General features: G+C 68.4%; 17 protein-coding genes. 10 read left to right on the top strand and 7 right to left on the bottom strand.

Annotated elements, in window-relative coordinates:
- Positions 1 to 44: 44 nt before the first annotated feature.
- Together ASF87_RS06055 and ASF87_RS06050 are read right to left on the bottom strand one after the other, a co-directional pair.
- Positions 45 to 1,178: a hypothetical protein gene (locus ASF87_RS06055; protein WP_056374943.1), complete on the bottom strand. Its 1,134-nt coding sequence runs from the start codon at positions 1,176 to 1,178 to the stop codon at positions 45 to 47.
- A complete protein-coding gene (locus ASF87_RS06050; RefSeq protein ID WP_056374941.1) occupies positions 1,175 to 2,146 on the bottom strand; it encodes a hypothetical protein in 972 nt (323 codons plus the stop codon). Before ASF87_RS06050 ends, ASF87_RS06055 begins: the two co-directional genes overlap by 4 nt.
- Positions 2,147 to 2,353: 207 nt before the next feature.
- Between ASF87_RS06050 and ASF87_RS06045 the strand changes: the two genes are divergently transcribed.
- Positions 2,354 to 2,713 (top strand): hypothetical protein, encoded by a 360-nt coding sequence (locus ASF87_RS06045; protein ID WP_235558882.1) that lies wholly within the window; start codon positions 2,354 to 2,356, stop codon positions 2,711 to 2,713.
- Between the two features lie 56 nt (positions 2,714 to 2,769).
- Here ASF87_RS06045 and ASF87_RS06040 read toward each other — a convergent pair whose 3' ends face one another.
- Positions 2,770 to 3,357, bottom strand: coding sequence for an Lrp/AsnC family transcriptional regulator (locus ASF87_RS06040; protein WP_228385602.1), 588 nt, complete (start codon positions 3,355 to 3,357; stop codon positions 2,770 to 2,772).
- A gap of 149 nt (positions 3,358 to 3,506) precedes the next feature.
- Between ASF87_RS06040 and ASF87_RS06035 the strand changes: the two genes are divergently transcribed.
- The 5 genes from ASF87_RS06035 to ASF87_RS06015 are packed head-to-tail and all read left to right on the top strand — an operon-like array spanning position 3,507 to position 8,795.
- Entirely contained in the window at positions 3,507 to 5,093 is a 1,587-nt protein-coding gene (locus tag ASF87_RS06035) for an ABC transporter substrate-binding protein (RefSeq protein ID WP_042541525.1), read from the top strand.
- A gap of 13 nt (positions 5,094 to 5,106) precedes the next feature.
- Positions 5,107 to 6,168 carry an ABC transporter permease gene (locus tag ASF87_RS06030; protein WP_042541524.1) on the top strand — a complete coding sequence of 354 codons (1,062 nt, stop codon included), beginning with the start codon at positions 5,107 to 5,109 and terminating at the stop codon, positions 6,166 to 6,168.
- Positions 6,165 to 7,076: an ABC transporter permease gene (locus ASF87_RS06025; protein WP_056275557.1), complete on the top strand. Its 912-nt coding sequence runs from the start codon at positions 6,165 to 6,167 to the stop codon at positions 7,074 to 7,076. The genes ASF87_RS06030 and ASF87_RS06025 overlap by 4 nt, the downstream gene beginning before the upstream one ends.
- Positions 7,073 to 7,963, top strand: a complete 891-nt coding sequence (locus tag ASF87_RS06020; RefSeq protein ID WP_235558881.1) for an ABC transporter ATP-binding protein — start codon at positions 7,073 to 7,075, stop codon at positions 7,961 to 7,963. Before ASF87_RS06025 ends, ASF87_RS06020 begins: the two co-directional genes overlap by 4 nt.
- A complete protein-coding gene (locus ASF87_RS06015; RefSeq protein ID WP_056374939.1) occupies positions 7,956 to 8,795 on the top strand; it encodes an ABC transporter ATP-binding protein in 840 nt (279 codons plus the stop codon). Before ASF87_RS06020 ends, ASF87_RS06015 begins: the two co-directional genes overlap by 8 nt.
- A gap of 417 nt (positions 8,796 to 9,212) precedes the next feature.
- Here the strand turns inward: ASF87_RS06015 and ASF87_RS06010 are convergent, their stop codons facing one another.
- Positions 9,213 to 9,911, bottom strand: a complete 699-nt coding sequence (locus ASF87_RS06010) for a hypothetical protein (protein ID WP_235558880.1) — start codon at positions 9,909 to 9,911, stop codon at positions 9,213 to 9,215.
- A 226-nt stretch (positions 9,912 to 10,137) separates the two neighbouring features.
- Here ASF87_RS06010 and rpsF point away from each other — a divergent pair, with 226 nt between their 5' ends.
- From rpsF to rplI, 4 genes are read left to right on the top strand one after another with little or no spacing between them, the layout of a single operon-like run.
- Positions 10,138 to 10,506 carry a 30S ribosomal protein S6 gene (gene rpsF, locus ASF87_RS06005; protein WP_042541520.1) on the top strand — a complete coding sequence of 123 codons (369 nt, stop codon included), beginning with the start codon at positions 10,138 to 10,140 and terminating at the stop codon, positions 10,504 to 10,506.
- 5 nt (positions 10,507 to 10,511) lie between these two features.
- The gene (locus ASF87_RS06000) at positions 10,512 to 11,027 is read left to right on the top strand and encodes a single-stranded DNA-binding protein (protein WP_042541519.1); all 516 of its coding nucleotides are present in this window, start codon (positions 10,512 to 10,514) and stop codon (positions 11,025 to 11,027) included.
- 50 nt (positions 11,028 to 11,077) lie between these two features.
- Positions 11,078 to 11,332 carry a 30S ribosomal protein S18 gene (rpsR, locus tag ASF87_RS05995; RefSeq protein ID WP_042541518.1) on the top strand — a complete coding sequence of 85 codons (255 nt, stop codon included), beginning with the start codon at positions 11,078 to 11,080 and terminating at the stop codon, positions 11,330 to 11,332.
- A gap of 11 nt (positions 11,333 to 11,343) precedes the next feature.
- The gene (gene rplI / locus ASF87_RS05990; RefSeq protein ID WP_042541517.1) at positions 11,344 to 11,796 is read left to right on the top strand and encodes a 50S ribosomal protein L9; all 453 of its coding nucleotides are present in this window, start codon (positions 11,344 to 11,346) and stop codon (positions 11,794 to 11,796) included.
- A gap of 93 nt (positions 11,797 to 11,889) precedes the next feature.
- Here rplI and ASF87_RS05985 read toward each other — a convergent pair whose 3' ends face one another.
- The 3 genes from ASF87_RS05985 to ASF87_RS05975 form a co-directional block, all read right to left on the bottom strand.
- Positions 11,890 to 12,381, bottom strand: a complete 492-nt coding sequence (locus ASF87_RS05985; protein ID WP_157550014.1) for a hypothetical protein — start codon at positions 12,379 to 12,381, stop codon at positions 11,890 to 11,892.
- Between the two features lie 272 nt (positions 12,382 to 12,653).
- Complete coding sequence (locus ASF87_RS05980) at positions 12,654 to 14,273, bottom strand: beta strand repeat-containing protein (RefSeq protein WP_056374932.1); 1,620 nt, start codon at positions 14,271 to 14,273, stop codon at positions 12,654 to 12,656.
- A 109-nt stretch (positions 14,274 to 14,382) separates the two neighbouring features.
- Positions 14,383 to 15,474 carry a hypothetical protein gene (locus ASF87_RS05975; protein ID WP_056374929.1) on the bottom strand — a complete coding sequence of 364 codons (1,092 nt, stop codon included), beginning with the start codon at positions 15,472 to 15,474 and terminating at the stop codon, positions 14,383 to 14,385.
- Positions 15,475 to 15,535 lie beyond the last annotated feature (61 nt).

Raw genomic sequence — 15,535 nt, 5'->3', positions numbered from 1 at the left:
CCCAGTCAGCACCCACCCCCACAACCCGCCCTCGGGGGTCGCGTTCAGAACGACCTGGACCAGAACCAGAACACCGCGAAGCCGATCAGGAACACGACCGGCACCCACGGGAAGCTGCGCTTCAGTCTGCGTCCTTCGTGGGCGACACCCGGCGGCGGCGAGAGCAGGCCGGCCGGTGGCGCGAACGGAAGCCGCTCGCCCGTGGCCCGCGGTGAGCCGGCCGGGGAAGCGGATGCCGCAGCCGTCTGATTCTCGAGGAGCAGACGCTCGTCTCTCCAGCGCTCCCACTGATCGAGCTTCGTGATCAACGCGCCGACGGCGCCGAACAGCCACGCCCAGGTCGCAGGGTCGAGCGTCGACACCCTGCGCTGCGTGTAGAGGAACATCCAGTCGTCGACGATCTCGACGTCGAGCTCGGCGGCGTTGTCGATGAACCGGGCCATGATGTCGGGGCTGAACAGATAGAGCGCGTCTCGCTCGTACCCCTCGGGGCAGTAGAGGGTGAAGTACTCGTCGAAGTCGCCCTCGAGCGACAGCCGCTGCTCCTTCTGGAACGACGCCGGCAGGTTCGATCCGAATCCGTTGTTGCCCTTGGCGTCGAGCACGATGTTGGGCAGCGGCACGTCGAGTTTCACCGCGACATAGCCCCAGCGGTAGGTGGTCGAGCTCTTGCCCCGCTTCACCGTGTACTGGTAGTTGCCGAACTCGACGAACCGCGGCGTCGTGCCGCGCACGAGATCGGTCGACATGCGCGAGCCGCCGAGGCCGAAGATCATCCCCGGCAGCGCGGGGGCAGTCACTCGTCCCTCGTACGACATCCCGTTCGCCTGGGCGAACCGGTGCAGGCGGTAGCGCGTGACGCGGGCGCGCCGCCATCCGACGAACGAACCGATGGCGATCACGACAGCGACGGCGCCGAAGATCACCAGCGGAACGATGGCGAGCCCGGATCCACCGGGTGTGGAGACCATGCCGACGATGGTCGTGAAGACCACCGGCACCACGATGATGGCCATGAGCGCGATGACGACGATCGCGATGATGCTCGAGCCGTTCGTGCCGCTGGACCCTCGGGCTCGAAGCTCGGCGGCGAACGCGGTGACCGCCTTCGGATCGACCGGCTCGGTGAGCGGCGCGGCGTCGAAGGACGCCGCGGACGCGGGCCGCGGAGTCGTCATCGGTTCACCTCGTCGGCATCCCAGGTCAGGTCGGCGTTCTCGGGTATCGGGAAAGCCTCGAGACGCTCGTCGGCGCAGATCGCGGCGACCAGCTCGGCCGATCCGGCCACGATCGTCGAGTCGTAATCGATCTCGCTCACCATCACCCAGGCGTGGTCGTCGGGCCACAGGATGCTCGGACTCTGCGCCGACGGGGGGAACCCGTGCTCCTCGCCCGAACGGTCGCGCCAGGGGACGTCCAGCACCCAGTCAGGCCGCGCGAAGTCGGTGACGGTTCCCCGGAAGAGCACGTGGTCGCGCCCGGGGAGGCGGAACCGCGGTCCTTCCGAGATCTCGCGTGACAGGATGCCCTCCTGCCACGTCGGCTTGCGGAAGGCGTTGTTGAGAGGGTCATGGATGCTGCGGTCGAGCATCGCCTGGTGATTCGGCTCGTCGTTGAACGTGATGAAGAGGCGAGTGGGGCTGTGACCCATATGGCCCACCAGACCGCCGCGGCCCTCCCAGAGCGCCGCGAAGCCGGCATCCGGAGTCGTCGTGTGGGTGGTGAGGTGCCCGGCGATCGCGGAGAGCATCTCCGGAGAGACTTCGCCCTCCATCGGCCCCGTGAACTCTCGGCCGTCGGGTGACAGCCGCAGGTTCCAGTCGGCGTCGGGTGGGGTGCGGACGATCCGCTGCCACTGCGCCAGCGGATGCAGTGTGGTGCCGAAGGCGGATGCCGTCTCGGCCCAGGTCACGGGCTCGTCGATGAACTGATCGACCAGCGCCAGTCGCTCGGCCTCCGGCATGGCGTCGTACTCGTCGTAGGTCGGCACCGGCCGGTCGGGCAGAGAGCGCACGATGCCGGGGTGCAGGATGCGGGCATAGGCCGGGAAACCGTGCGGCACGACGTCGTGCATCGTCGCGTTCCAGGGGTCGTCGAGCCGCTTGCGCAGCCAGTCGCCGGCCGAGGTGTCAGAGATCCACTGCATGCGACCCACGGTACCTGCGAGGCATCGGTTCACCTGCCCGCGCGGCGGAGGGGCGCATGCTCGACGTCGAACGAGGGTCAGACGAAACGCCGAGGGCATCGGTGCCCGCGCCTGTTTCGTCTCACCCTGCCTGCTCCGCGAGCTGCCCGGGAAGACGCTTGCCGAAGGGGCTTCAGTGCACCTTCGAGCGCCCTCCATAATCGGAGGGTGAGTTCGACTGCAACCATCCCCTCGCTCGACGGCCGCCGGTTCCTGATGGTCTCCTCGACCACCTCGGCTGTCGACCCCGAGTCTCCCAGCGAGTTCGTCTATCGGGAGAAGGACGGTGCGATCTGGGGTGACTACTCCGGTGACACCGTCACCTTCGGGCGCTTCGTCGGCACCCGCACCGGCGACACCATCTGGGTGTCGTTCGTGCACGTGCTCGTCTCAGACGGCGCCGTCGTGACCGGAGACGGCGAGAGCCAGCTCGAACTCACGGATGACGGCCGCATCCGTCTCGTCGAGCACTACGAGATGCACGGACTGCCGCAGCTCAGCGTCTGCGAAGAGCCCGTCGCGGCCTGATCGGGCGTTTCGTCCCGGTCGGCTTCGCCGTCCTCGCTCGACCACCGGGTTCCGCGTCAGCGTGGCGGCAGCATGTCGCGACCCGGCGTCGCCGGAGTCCATCGCGTCATGCCCAGCGGCGTCGCCAGGTCGCGCTCCGGCAGGTCGCTCGGCAGCAGGAACGACCGGCGGATCACCTCGTCGAGCACGACCACGCTGACGACGGTGCGCACCTCGGGCAGCTGCGCGACGACGCCGGTCGTGAACTCGTGCACGCCGCTCACGTCGACGGCACGGATGAGCAGCATGGCGTCATGCTCGCCCGTGGTGATGGCGCACCACTCGACGTCGGGCATCTCGAGCACGCTCTCGCGGAACGACGCCCAGGCCTGCGGATGCACGGTGACGAAGACGAGCGCACCGATCGACAGCCCCGCCTTGGACTGATCGACCCGCGCGCTGAACCCGGTGATGACGCCGTCCTGCATGAGCGTCTCGACCCGCGTGTAGGCGTTCGCGCGAGAAATCCCCACGGTCTCGGCCAGCGCGGCGATCGAGATCCGACCGTTATCGCGCAGCGTCTCGAGGATTCTGTATCCGATGTCGTCCAGTGGGGCGGCACTTCGTCCAGATTGCTTCACGGCTTCGTCGCTCTTGGTGGACACAATGCTCCTCATGGGCGGGGTCTTGGACAGACTGTGATGACGTCTGCATTCTTGCTGGACACATAGTCCCATACAATGCGAATCTGATCACCGGTCGTCCACCCGGCGTCGACCGAACCCGATGAAACTCCTCGCCCCTGGAGGCCCATATGTCGTCACGTCGCAGCACGTCCGTCATCGCGATCGGAGCTGTCGCGCTCTTCGCTCTCGCCGGTTGCTCCGGTGGCAACTCGGCGAACACCGGGGGAGAATCCTCCGGTTCCGACTCGCTGGTCATCGACACCGCGTTCTCGATCGAGACCGCCGACCCCGGTCACACCTACGACCCGACCGGCAACATGATCGCGAAGGCGCTCTACGAGACCCTCGTCGACTTCGAGGGCTCGGATGTCTCGACCCCTGTGCCCGGCCTCGCGTCGTGGGAGCAGAACGATGAGGCGACCGAGTTCACCTTCACGCTCGAGGGCGACCGCGTCTTCTCCGACGGCACGCCGATCGAGGCGAAGGATGTCGTCTTCACCCTGCAGCGCATCCAGGGCATGACCGACGCCAAGCCGAACTTCCTCCTGGGCGGCCTGACGATCACCGAGGTCGACGAGAAGACAATCTCGATCACCTCCGAGACGCCGCTGCTGCAGCTGCCCGCGATCCTTGCCAACCCTGCGCTCGGCATCGTCAACTCCGACGTGGTCATCGAGAACGGCGGATCGATCGACGGCTCCGACAGTGCGCAGAGCTTCCTCGACGGCGAGTCCGCCGGTTCCGGCCCGTTCGTGCTCGACACGCTCGACCTCTCGTCGCAGGTCGTGCTGACCAAGAGCGACGAGTACAACGGTGACGAAGAGGCGGCATACGGCCGCGTCGTCGTGCGCAACGTCTCGGAGAGCGCGACGCAGCTCGCGAACCTCAAGGGCGGCGACTCGATGGTCGCGATGGATCTCAACGGCGACCAGGTCTCCGGCCTCGGCGACGGACTGAACGTCGAGTCGGTGCCGTCCGGCCAGACGATCTTCCTGCTGCTCAATCAGTCCGAGGCCGTCGCGGGTGAGCTCGCCAACGTCAAGATCGCCGAGGCGATCCGCTACGCACTCGACTACGACGCGCTGCTCGAGCTCGCAGGTGCGGGTGCCGTGCAGGCGACCGGTGTGATCCCGCCCGGATTCGAGGGCGCCCTCGACACCGGTGTGGAGCAGGACCTCGACAAGGCCGAGGCCGCTCTCGCCGAAGCCGGCTACACGGGTCAGACCCTGAAGCTGCAGTTCCCGAACGACTACCCGGTCGGCGGCGTGGAGTTCACCCCGCTCGCCGAGCGCATCCAGGCTCAGCTCGAGGATGCCGGCATCACGGTCGAACTCGCGCCGGCGCCGTTCGCCACCGAGCTCGACGCCTACGTCAACGGCACCGAGGGCTTCGGCCTGTGGTTCTGGGGCCCGGACTACGCCGACTCGGCGAACTTCCTCCCGTTCGCTCCCGGCCTGAAGGTCGGTCTGCGCGCAGGCTGGGCCGCTGAGGCCAACCCCGAGATCGCAGGCATCGCAGCCGGTGCTGCCGCCGCGACCGACGAGGCCCAGCGCAGCGAGGCCTTCACCTCGTTCGCCGAGGCGATGCAGGCCGAGGGCCCCTTCGTGCCGCTGATCGTCCCCGGCCGCAACATCGCCACGGCGGATGCCGTCACCGGCGCCGTGTACAACTCGGTGTGGGAGATGGACATCGCCGAGATCACGCCTGCCGGCTGATCGGGGCTGACTGATGACGACGGTGGCCGTGCGACGGCAGGCTCAGCGTCGCAGGTCACCGCTCGTCGGATACCTGCTGCGCCGGATCGGCACTTCGCTGCTCCTTCTCGTGGGAGTCACGATCGTGACCTTCGCGCTGACGAACCTCGTGCCCGGCGACCCCGTGTCGGCGGCTCTGGGTGAGGGAGCATCGCAGAACCCCGAGACGCGCGAGGCGTTCATCAAGGCCCAGGGCCTCGATCAGCCTCTCTTCGTGCAGTACTTCATCTACATGGGCAACCTGTTTCGAGGAGACCTCGGAACATCGCTGGTGACCGGGCGACCGGTCACCAGCGACCTGGCCACCGCGGTGCCGGCGACGATCGAGATCGCGATCGGGGCCATCATCCTCAGCCTCGCGGTGAGCGTCGTGCTCGGAACCCTCGCGGCCTACCGTCGCGGCCTCGTCACCGACCAGGTCATCCGCATCGTGACGCTGATCGGGCTGAGCGTCCCGACGTTCTGGCTCGCTCTGGTCAGCTTCTACGTGTTCTTCCTCGAGCTGCGCATCGCGCCCGGCTCCGGTCGCATCTCTCCGTCGATCACGCCGCCGCCACGCATCACCGGGCTCTACACGGTCGACTACCTCCTCAACGGAGACGGCGTCGGATTCGCCGATGCCCTCGCCCACCTCGCCCTCCCGGTCATGGTGCTGTCGCTCGTGACGATCGGCCTGTTGACGCGCTTCATCCGCACATCGGTGCTCGAGGTGCTCGGCAGCGACTACGTGCGCGCGGCCCGCGCCAAGGGCCTTCCGGCCATGCGCGTGATCCTCGACTACGTGCTCCGAGGGGCATCCCTGCCGATCCTCACCATCGTCGGCGTCGCGTTCGGCTCGCTGCTCTCCGGCACCGTGCTCGTCGAGTCGGTGTTCGCGTGGCCCGGCCTGGGCACCTACGCCTACAACTCGGCGGCGAACCTCGACCTCCCCGGAATCATGGGCGTCGGTCTCGTCGTCGGCTTCATCTACCTCCTCATCAACTTCGTCGTCGATCTGCTCTACGGCGTCCTCGACCCGAGAGTGAGGATCGCATGAGCCGCATCGACTCGGCATCCGGTCCCTGGCGGTTCCGGTTCCGCTGGCCCCGCGCCTGGCGCACGCCGCTCGGCGTGATCGGCACCGTCATCGCCGGAGCATGGATCATCGTCGCCTTCACCGCGCAGTGGTGGGTTCCCTACGGCCCCAATGCCCAGGTGCTTCCTCGTCTGCAGGCGCCGGGAATCGACACACTGCTCGGCACCGACGGCAACGGACGAGACATCTTCTCGCGCCTGATGACCGGTGCGACGGTGAGCCTTCCACTGGCGCTCATGCTCGTGATCGCCGCGATGATCATCGGCACCGTGATCGGCGCCGTCGCCGGCTACTTCGGCGGCTGGGTCGACGAGACGCTGATGCGCATCACCGATCTGTTCATGGCGTTCCCGACGGTCATCCTCGCGATGGTGGTGGCGGCATCCCTCGGGCCGTCGCTGTTCAACGCGGTGATCGCGGCGATCGTGGTCTCGTGGCCGCAGTACTCGCGAGTCACGCGCAGCATCGTGCTCGGACTCCGCGGGCAGAACTACGTCATCGCCGGTCGTCTGCTCGGTCACTCGCCGCTGCGGACGCTGTTCATCGACATCCTTCCGAACATCGCCGGACCCGTGCTGGTGCTCGCCACCCTCGACATCGGTGCGGCGATCCTGCTGCTCTCCGGCCTCTCGTTCCTCGGTCTCGGCGCGCAGCCTCCGACCGCAGAGTGGGGATCGATGATCTCCGCCGCCATGCAGAACTTCGATGCCTGGTGGCTCGGGGTCTTCCCCGGTCTCGCGATCCTCACCGTGGTGCTCGCGTTCAACTTCCTCGGTGACGCGATGCGCGACATCCTCGACCCGACGGCCGAGGTCACGCACGAGAAGCAGGCCGAGCATGTGGCATCGGCGAAGGGGGCGGCAGCATGACCGCCTCGGCCCCCATGAGTGCTCTGAGCATCCGCGACCTGACGATCGACATCGGTCGCCCTCTCGTGCACGGGATCTCGCTCGACCTCGAGGCCGGTCGCATCCACGGCCTCGCCGGTGAATCCGGATCGGGCAAGACACTCACCGCGCTCGCCGTGCTCGGGCTGCTGCCGCGGCAGGCGCGCACCGGCGGATCCATCACGCTCGCGGGGGAGGAGCTGGTCGGCATGCGCCGCCGCGGCCTCAACCGCATTCGCGGGAAGCGCATCGCGATGATCTTCCAAGATCCGTCGGCGTCGCTGCACCCGCAGCTGCCGATCGGCCGGCAGCTCACCGACCACATGCGCGTGCACCTCGGTCTTCGGGGCGAGGCCGCGAAGGCCCGGGCCATCGAGCTGCTCGAGACGGTGCAGGTGCCGAATCCGGATGCGGCTCTGAAGCGCTACCCCCACCAGTTCTCCGGCGGTCAGCGCCAGCGCATCGCCATCGCATGTGCGCTCGCGTGCGACCCCGAGGTGCTGCTGGCCGACGAGCCGACCACCGCGCTCGACGTCACGGTGCAGGCCGGCATCCTCCGTCTGCTGCGCGACCTCGCGACCGACCGTAATCTCGCCGTGCTGCTCGTCACGCACGACCTGGGCGTCATGAGTGCGATCGCCGACGAGGTCGCCGTGATGAAGAACGGGCACATCGTCGAGCGGGCAGACCGCGAGACCCTGTTCCGCGACCCGCAGCACGAATACACCCGCACGCTGCTCGCCGCCCTGCCGGGGTCGAAGCTCGAGATCGCCTCACCGGATCCCGCGCTCATCGATCCGGTGGTGTCGGATGCGGCGCTCTCGGATGCTGCCGTGAAGGATGCCGAAGAGGAGGCCGCAGATGAGTGAGATCGCCGTCCTCGACGCGCAGGGCGTCGTCGTGCGCTACCCCGGGAGCCCGCCGGTGGTCGCCGTCGACGGCGTCTCGCTGACCGTCGCCCCCGGAGAGACCGTCGCGCTCGTGGGCGAGTCAGGCAGCGGCAAATCGAGCCTGGCCCGTGCGGTCGTCGGCATCGAGAAGCTCGCCGGGGGAGAGGTGCGGTTCCGCGGCGAGCCCGTGAAGCCGCTCGGCATCCGTCGGCGCGACCTCGCTCTCACCGGCATCCAGATGGTGTTCCAGGATCCGTCGACGTCGCTCAACCCGCGGCGTCGCGTGGGCGACCAGATCGCCGACGGCATCGCGACCGCCCGCGCTCGCGGCGCCGAAGGATCGACCGTCGCAGAGTGGCTCGACCGCGTCGGGCTGCCCACCGAGGTCGCCACGCGCTTCCCGCATCAGTTCTCGGGCGGCCAGAAGCAGCGGCTCGCGATCGCGCGCGCGCTCGCCGCGCGGCCGTCGCTGCTCGTCGCCGACGAGCCGATCTCGGCTCTGGATGCATCGACCCAGACGAGCGTCGCCGGTCTCATGCGAGACCTCGTCGCCGAGGCCGGCGCGGGGATGCTGTTCATCTCGCACGACCTCGCCGTCGTCCGGCGCATCGCCGATCGGACCTTCGTGATGTTCGCCGGACGGGTGCTCGAAGCGGGGGCCACCGATCGTGTGTGGTCTGCGCCGCAGCATCCGTACACCCAGGCGCTGCTCGCGGCGATCCCCGAGCCCGACGGAGCAGGTCGCATCCCGGTCGCGCCCTCGACGAACGAGCGCATCGTCTGGTCTGAGATCGCCCCCGTCATCGACTGACGTCTGTCGTCCGCCCGCTCGGGCGCTTGCTCGCCCGGCTGTTCGCTCGCTCGGGAGGACATCCGCCCCACTGCCCCTCGGGAGGAGATCTGCGCCTCGGGAGGACGGATGGGCACGAAGCATCCTCCCGTGGCGCAGCCGTCCTCCCGACGGAAGGGCCTCGACGCCTCAGCCTGATCGGCGGGTCACGGCGCCGCTGAACACGGCTGGTGCGTTCGCGTCTGCCCCTCGGGAGGAGATCTGTCTCTGGGGAGGAGGTTCCGAACCCGATCCTCCTCCCGAAGCGCAGATCTCCTCCCCAGGGGATGGCCCGAGAGGGTGGGTCGAGGGAGAGCCCGAGCGGATGCTGCGCCAGTAGAGCCCGGAACGCACCGCGGGCCGAGGCGATCGCCCCGGCCCGCAGCATCCGCTGGTGGATCAGAGAGGTGCGACGATGTCCTGCTCGACGTCCCACTCGGTGATCTCGAGCGAGGTCTCGATCATCTGGCCGGCGGCCTCGGTGCTGCCGGTCGTCGCCAGCACCACGTAGTCGTCGGTGACCTCGAACACCACGTCGACGGCGACGCCCTGCGCCTCGGACGTGCCGCTCACGAGGTAGACGTCCTGACCCAGGCGGCTGCCGGTTCCGGTCACGGTGAACTCGCCGGTGAGCGCGCCTGCGGCCGTGGCCGGGTCGGTGCCCGCCGCCGTCGCAGCACCGCTGCTGAGCGCGGCGACGATCGGGTCGCTCGAGTTCGGGTCGGCGACCTGCCACTCGGTCGTAGGAGTCTTGACCCAGGCGTCGTCGCCGATGATGATCAGCGATCCCATCGGAGTGATGGTCTCGACGGCATCCGTCGCGGGGTTGTACCGGGCGGTCGTGTCCATGCCCATGATCGACGTCTTGGCCTGGTAGCCGGCGGTGTCGGTCATCGCCTCGGTGATGCAGGCGCCGAGCGCGGTGCCGTCGACGGTCGCGCCTTCGGTCAGCTCAGGGCAGTCGGACTCGGGGGCGGTGGTCTCCTCCGCGGCCGCTGTGGGCTCTTCTTCAGCGGGCTCTTCGGCACCCGCGGTGCACCCGGTGAGCAGTACGGTGGCGGTCAGGACGATGCCGACCCCCCATTTGTTGACGCGCATGGCGTTCCCCCTTCGGTCGTGTGCGCACTGAGTGTCAGACCGCACGCACTCCAGCATGCCAACTGCCCGGCGATACGCGTGGGGGCAGGCCGAAGGTTTCTCCGCTACACTGTCAAGGTTGTCTGCCATCAGGCGCCCACTCGGGTGGCTCGGCGGATGACGTTCACACACCCTCCTGCTTCCGGGAAAGTCCCGGAAGCCGTTCTAGTCCGAAGGAGGTGGGTAAGTGACGCACCAGTACGAACTCATGGTCATTCTGACCCCCGAGATCGACGAGCGCCAGGTAGCCCCTACGCTCGACAAGTTCCTGAAGGTCATCACCAACGATGGTGGCTCGATTGACAAGGTCGACATCTGGGGCAAGCGCCGTCTGGCTTACGAGATCCAGAAGAAGAACGAGGGCATCTACGCCGTCGTCAACTTCACCGCCACCAGCGAGGCCACGCAGGAGCTCGACCGTCAGCTGAAGCTGAACGAGCAGATCATGCGCACCAAGGTCCTCCGTTCTGAGGAAGCTCAGGCGATGGTCGCGTTCGAAGCGAAGCGCACCGAAGAGAAGGCTGCTCGCAAGGCCGCCAAGGCTGCGAAGGCCTGAGTCCGATGGCCGGCGAAACAGTCATCACCGTGGTGGGCAACCTCACGGCCGACCCCGAGCTGCGCTACACGCAGAACGGACTGCCGGTGGCGAACTTCACCATCGCTTCGACGCCTCGGAACTTCGACCGCGCCGCCAACGAGTGGAAGGACGGCGAAGCGCTGTTCCTCCGTGCGTCGGTCTGGCGCGAGTTCGCCGAGCACGTGGCGGGTTCGCTGACCAAGGGCATGCGCGTCATGGCGCAGGGCCGTCTGCGTCAGCGCTCCTACCAGGACCGCGAGGGCAACCAGCGCACCGCTATCGAGCTGGAGGTCGACGAGATCGGCCCCTCGCTTCGATACGCGACCGCGCAGGTCACCCGTGCGGCGTCGACCGGTGGCGGCGGCGGTGGTGGCGGCGGACAGTCGCGCCCCGCTCAGCAGCAGCAGGTGTCGGAAGAGCCGTGGTCAACCCCCGGCTCGTCGACGAGCGCAGATGCCTGGAGCACTCCGGGCAGCTTCGGCGACGACACCCCCTTCTGAAACAGGATCTCGGGATGCTTCGGCATCCGTCTCATCATTAAGGAAAAACAATGGCTGGAAAGTCTAGCGGCGACCGCCGCAAGCCGCGGAAGGGTGGCAAGCCCACCGCTCCCGCGAAGTCGATCCGGGTCGGAGTCATCGATTACAAGGATGTCTCCACCCTCCGCAAGTTCGTCTCGGAGCGTGGCAAGATCCGCGCCCGTCGTATCACCGGTGTTTCGGTGCAGGAGCAGCGTCTGATCGCCACCGCGATCAAGAACGCACGCGAAATGGCACTCCTGCCCTACGCTGGCGCCGGCCGGTAAGGGGTATCGAGATGGCAAAGCTGATTCTCACGAACGAGGTCGCCGGGCTTGGTAGCGCCGGTGACGTAGTCGAGGTCAAGAACGGGTTCGCCCGCAACTACCTCATCCCCCAGGGCTTCGCTACGGCGTGGACCCGCGGTGGCGAAAAGCAGGTCGCTTCGATCCAGGCTGCTCGTCAGGCTCGCGCGATCCACGACCGCGACGAGGCCGTGGCGCTGAAGAACTCCCTCGAGGCCACCAAGGTGCGCCTGGCCGTCAAGGCCGGCAACGAGGGTCGCCTCTTCGGTTCGGTCAAGACCGATCACATCGCGGATGCTGTCGCAGCCGCGGGTCTCGGCTCGATCGACAAGCGCAAGGTGCACATCCCGTCGGCGATCAAGTCGGTCGGCGAGCACGAGGCCACCGTTCGTCTGCACGACGACGTGACCGCAGTCATCACGCTGCAGGTCGTCGCCGCCAAGTAAGGCGCGACGCTCTCGAACGCCCCCTGTCCTTCGGGACAGGGGGCGTTCTGCGTTCGCGGCCGGTCGGTGTTTCGGAGGGTCTGGTGAAGGCGGCTAGCGGGTGAGACCGAGTTCGGCGGCGCGACGGGGATTCGCGGGCAAAGTCTCATCGACGTCGACGGACCGTGACCACCCGTCGTCCTCGACAGGTATGCCGCGGGAGACGAGAGAGCGCACTGCTTGGTCGACCCCGTCGACGAAGTCCCCTCCGACGTGGGATCCGGCGACCAGTGAGACGATCACGCAGATCGAGTGCGCGTCGACCGGGCCGATCCAGGTGACGGCGACGCCTCGGGCGGACAGCGGACCGAGCCTGGTCGTGAGGGTGGAGAGACCGCTTCCGCCGATGAGGACATCGCCGACAACCGACCCGCGCCGGTGGATTCGCCGCACCCCAGCCTCGGCACCGGGCACGTCTGCACGGAAGTGGGCAGCCTGCATCGCACGATCGATCTCGACCAGGGCGACATCTGCGGCATCAGTAGGGATATGGAATGTCCGTGCGCCGTTGACCGCCCACCGCAGGCGGCGCGGATCCTCTGTCACCGTGGCACCCCCCGCACCTGCGAGGCGAGCGCGTTCTGCATGATGACCTCCCCGCAGAGTCTAGGCGGATCGTTCTCGGCCCCATCCGAGGCGCCTCGTGCAGGTTCCGGGCACGACGGATGCCCCGCGCTGGGGACGCGGGGCATCCGTGAACTGTGCGGCATCGCTGACGCGGGCAGGTCTGGGGAACCTGCTCAGGGCATCACGGGATCCGCACACCGACGGTGTCGCATCTCCTCCCCCGAGGACGTCGACACCGCCGGGGTCTGCGGCTACGCCGTCATGGGGCGACGACGCAGCATTCCGGCTCCGAGGAGGAGCAGGAATGCAGCGAGGAATGCGAAGCCGAACGAGGTGGAATCACCGGTCGCGGCGAGTCCCTCTGCCGGGGCGGATGCCGTCACGGCGGCGCCGCTTGCAACGGCGGTCGCGGACGTGCCGGCGTCGGCGTCGGTGCCCACTCCCGTGACTGCGCCGGGAGTTGTGCCGGGGTCGGTGCCGGGGTCCGTGCCGGGGTCGGTCCCAGGGTCCGTGCCGGGGTCGGTTCCGGGATCTGTGCCGGGGTCCGTCCCCGGGTCGGTTCCAGGATCTGTGCCGGGGTCCGTTCCGGGGTCCGTTCCGGGGTCGGTGCCGGGATCCGTTCCCGGGTCGGTTCCGGGATCGCTCGGGGGAGCCGTGACGGTGCTCTCGCCTACCACGGAGATCGCGTTGCCGCCGATCGTGATCGGAAGAGTCACGGGGGCGGTGACCTGGGTTCCACCGAGGATTCCGTCGTCACCGGTGGTGGTGCTGCCGGTGGACGGGGTTCCTGTGATGGGTGCGGTGCTGCCGGCTCCTCCGTCGGCTTCGCTGTCTCCGATGACGGAGATCGCGTTGCCGCTGGCGGTGATGGGTGCGGTCACGGGTGCGGTGACCTGGGTTCCGCCGAGGATTCCGTCGTCACCGGTGGTGGTGCTGCCGGTGGACGGGGTTGCCCCGGTGGTTCCGGTGGAGCCGGTTCCGCTCGTCGACTSGCTGTCTCCGATGACGGAGATCGCGTTACCGCCGACGGTGACGGGCGCCGTCACAGGTGCGGTCACCTGCGTGCCGCTCCCGACCGCGTCGGTACCCGAGGTCTCCGGTGCAGTGGTGCTGCCCCCGGATCCGGATGCGGGTGCGGTGGTGCCGCTGCTTCCGGTGCTCTCGCTGTCTCCGATCACGGAGATCGCGTTGCCGCCGACGGTGACGGGTGCCGTCACGGGTGCGGTCACCTGCGTGCCACTCGCGACGCCGTCGTCGCCCGACGTGGACGGCGCTGTGGATCCGGTTGCGCTGCCGCTCGAGGGCGCCGGTGCTGCGGCATCCTGTCCGAGGGTCTCGCTGTCGCCGAGCACTGCGATCGAGTTGCCCGACACGGTGATGGGCGCGTCGACCTGAAGCAGGCCCTGGGTGCCCGACAGCACACCGTCATCGCCGTTCGTCGTGACAGCCGGGGCGGGGGCGGGGGCCGGTGCCTGGGGAACCTCGGCCGGCGCCGCCGACTCGCTCGACGAGTCGCCGAGCACGGTGATCGCATTGCCGGTCACCGTGACGGGAACGATGACGTCCACGACGGCCTGGGTGCCCGACGCGGTGCCGGATTCACCGCTCGTGGTGGGGGCCGGTGCGGGAGCCGGAGCCGGTGCTGGCGCCGAAACGGGAGCCGGGGCCTGCTGCGCGGAAGAATCTCCGAGCAGTGAGACAGCGTTGTCGACGATCGTGACGGGCGCCGTGATCGCGGTATCCGCCTGGGTGCCCGAGAGCAGACCGTCTTCTCCTGAGGTGTCTGCCGCGTTGGCGGCTGTTGCGCCGAGCAGGGTGATCCCGCCGGCGAGCAGCGTGCCCCACAGGGCCCGCTTGATGTAAGTACGCATGATGTTCTTCTCCTGACTGGAACTGGGTATGTCTGGATGGGTGCACGCGAAGAGCATGTGCGCGCGCAGCACGGCATCTGTCGTTCACGAAGAACGACCGGACAACCCGTCAGTCAGGAGAGACGTCGGTGTCGGCGACCAGAGACGTCGGCAGGACGTCGTCGGGTGCACCAGGAGTGCGCTCCACAGCACGGAACGCCACAAGACCCGCGTCGCTGAGGTGCGCGGGGGAGAGTGAGGAGGCTCCGCTCGAACCGGCGGAGGAAGACGGCGCCGCCGGGGCACCGGAGGGCGGAGAGAAAGGCGAGGGCCGGTCATCGGATGCCGGCGCACTCGTGGCGGGCACAGTGATGGGTGCTGCCGGCTGGAGTCCGGATGCTGCCGGGTCGACTGGCTGAAGGCGCGCGACCGCAGGGGAGTGGAGGCCCGTCCGCGCATCGGCTGCGGCAGGGATCGGTCCGACCGGATCGGAGTCCGGCCCGGATGCGGGAACGGCTGGCCGAGTGGGCGTGAGGCCCGGGACGATCGGCGGCACGGTGTTGTCGACGACCTCTCCGACGATCGGTGTCGTCCCGTCGACGACACCGACGACCACGTCGATCACCGCGGGCACTCCGAGATCGCCGGTCACATCTCCGACGATCGGCAGTCCTGCGATCAGGTCCGTCACAGGTGTCACGATCGGCGCCACCGGGGATCCGTCGACCAGATCGGCCACAGGAGTCACGACGGCCTCGGTGGTGTCGGCGACGATGTCGACGATCGGCGACGTCGCCGGGCCGACGACCGGAACCTGCGCGATCGTCTCCGCGACGTGTTCGACGGTCGGCTGAGCCACCTGCTGCACCGGCTCGACGACCTGGGTCGCTACCGGCTCGACGACGTGTGTGACGACGGGCTCGACGACGTGGGTGACGACCGGCTCGACCACCTGGGTGACGGCCGGGGCCACGACCTGGGTGACGACGGGGGCGGCCGGCGCCACGATCGGCGTGGTCGCTGCCGTGACGGTGTCTTCGACGGTCGAGACCGTCTCGCTGACGACCGAGGAGACGCCGTCGAGCAGAGAATCGCTCGAGCTGTCGTCCGCGCTGGCAGACGACCCTCCCGTGATGATCGTGATCGCCGCCCACGCGACCGCGCCCAGGCTGCCCCAGAGGGCGACAGCCGGAAGGCCGCGCCGGGCTTCTTGAGCGTTCACGTCGACTTCCCTCCCCCGAGAGCGATCGTTCGTTCACGACGCGCACTGCGTCGATTGCCGG

The organism is Microbacterium sp. Leaf161 (assembly GCF_001423645.1).
GTDB classification, from domain to species: Bacteria; Actinomycetota; Actinomycetes; order Actinomycetales; family Microbacteriaceae; genus Microbacterium; species Microbacterium forte.
This window is presented reverse-complemented; position numbering and strand designations above follow the sequence as displayed.

Bases quoted from the DNA above. Each gene is read 5' to 3' on its own strand.
- rpsR (WP_042541518.1), top strand. From the start codon at position 11,078: ATGGCTGGAAAGTCTAGCGGCGACCGCCGCAAGCCGCGGAAGGGTGGC.
- ASF87_RS06055 (WP_056374943.1), bottom strand. From the start codon at position 1,178: ATGACGACTCCGCGGCCCGCGTCCGCGGCGTCCTTCGACGCCGCGCCG.
- ASF87_RS06025 (WP_056275557.1), top strand. From the start codon at position 6,165: ATGAGCCGCATCGACTCGGCATCCGGTCCCTGGCGGTTCCGGTTCCGC.
- ASF87_RS06010 (WP_235558880.1), bottom strand. From the start codon at position 9,911: ATGCGCGTCAACAAATGGGGGGTCGGCATCGTCCTGACCGCCACCGTA.
- ASF87_RS06035 (WP_042541525.1), top strand. From the start codon at position 3,507: ATGTCGTCACGTCGCAGCACGTCCGTCATCGCGATCGGAGCTGTCGCG.
- ASF87_RS06050 (WP_056374941.1), bottom strand. From the start codon at position 2,146: ATGCAGTGGATCTCTGACACCTCGGCCGGCGACTGGCTGCGCAAGCGG.
- ASF87_RS06030 (WP_042541524.1), top strand. From the start codon at position 5,107: ATGACGACGGTGGCCGTGCGACGGCAGGCTCAGCGTCGCAGGTCACCG.
- ASF87_RS06020 (WP_235558881.1), top strand. From the start codon at position 7,073: ATGACCGCCTCGGCCCCCATGAGTGCTCTGAGCATCCGCGACCTGACG.
- ASF87_RS06000 (WP_042541519.1), top strand. From the start codon at position 10,512: ATGGCCGGCGAAACAGTCATCACCGTGGTGGGCAACCTCACGGCCGAC.
- rplI (WP_042541517.1), top strand. From the start codon at position 11,344: ATGGCAAAGCTGATTCTCACGAACGAGGTCGCCGGGCTTGGTAGCGCC.
- ASF87_RS06015 (WP_056374939.1), top strand. From the start codon at position 7,956: ATGAGTGAGATCGCCGTCCTCGACGCGCAGGGCGTCGTCGTGCGCTAC.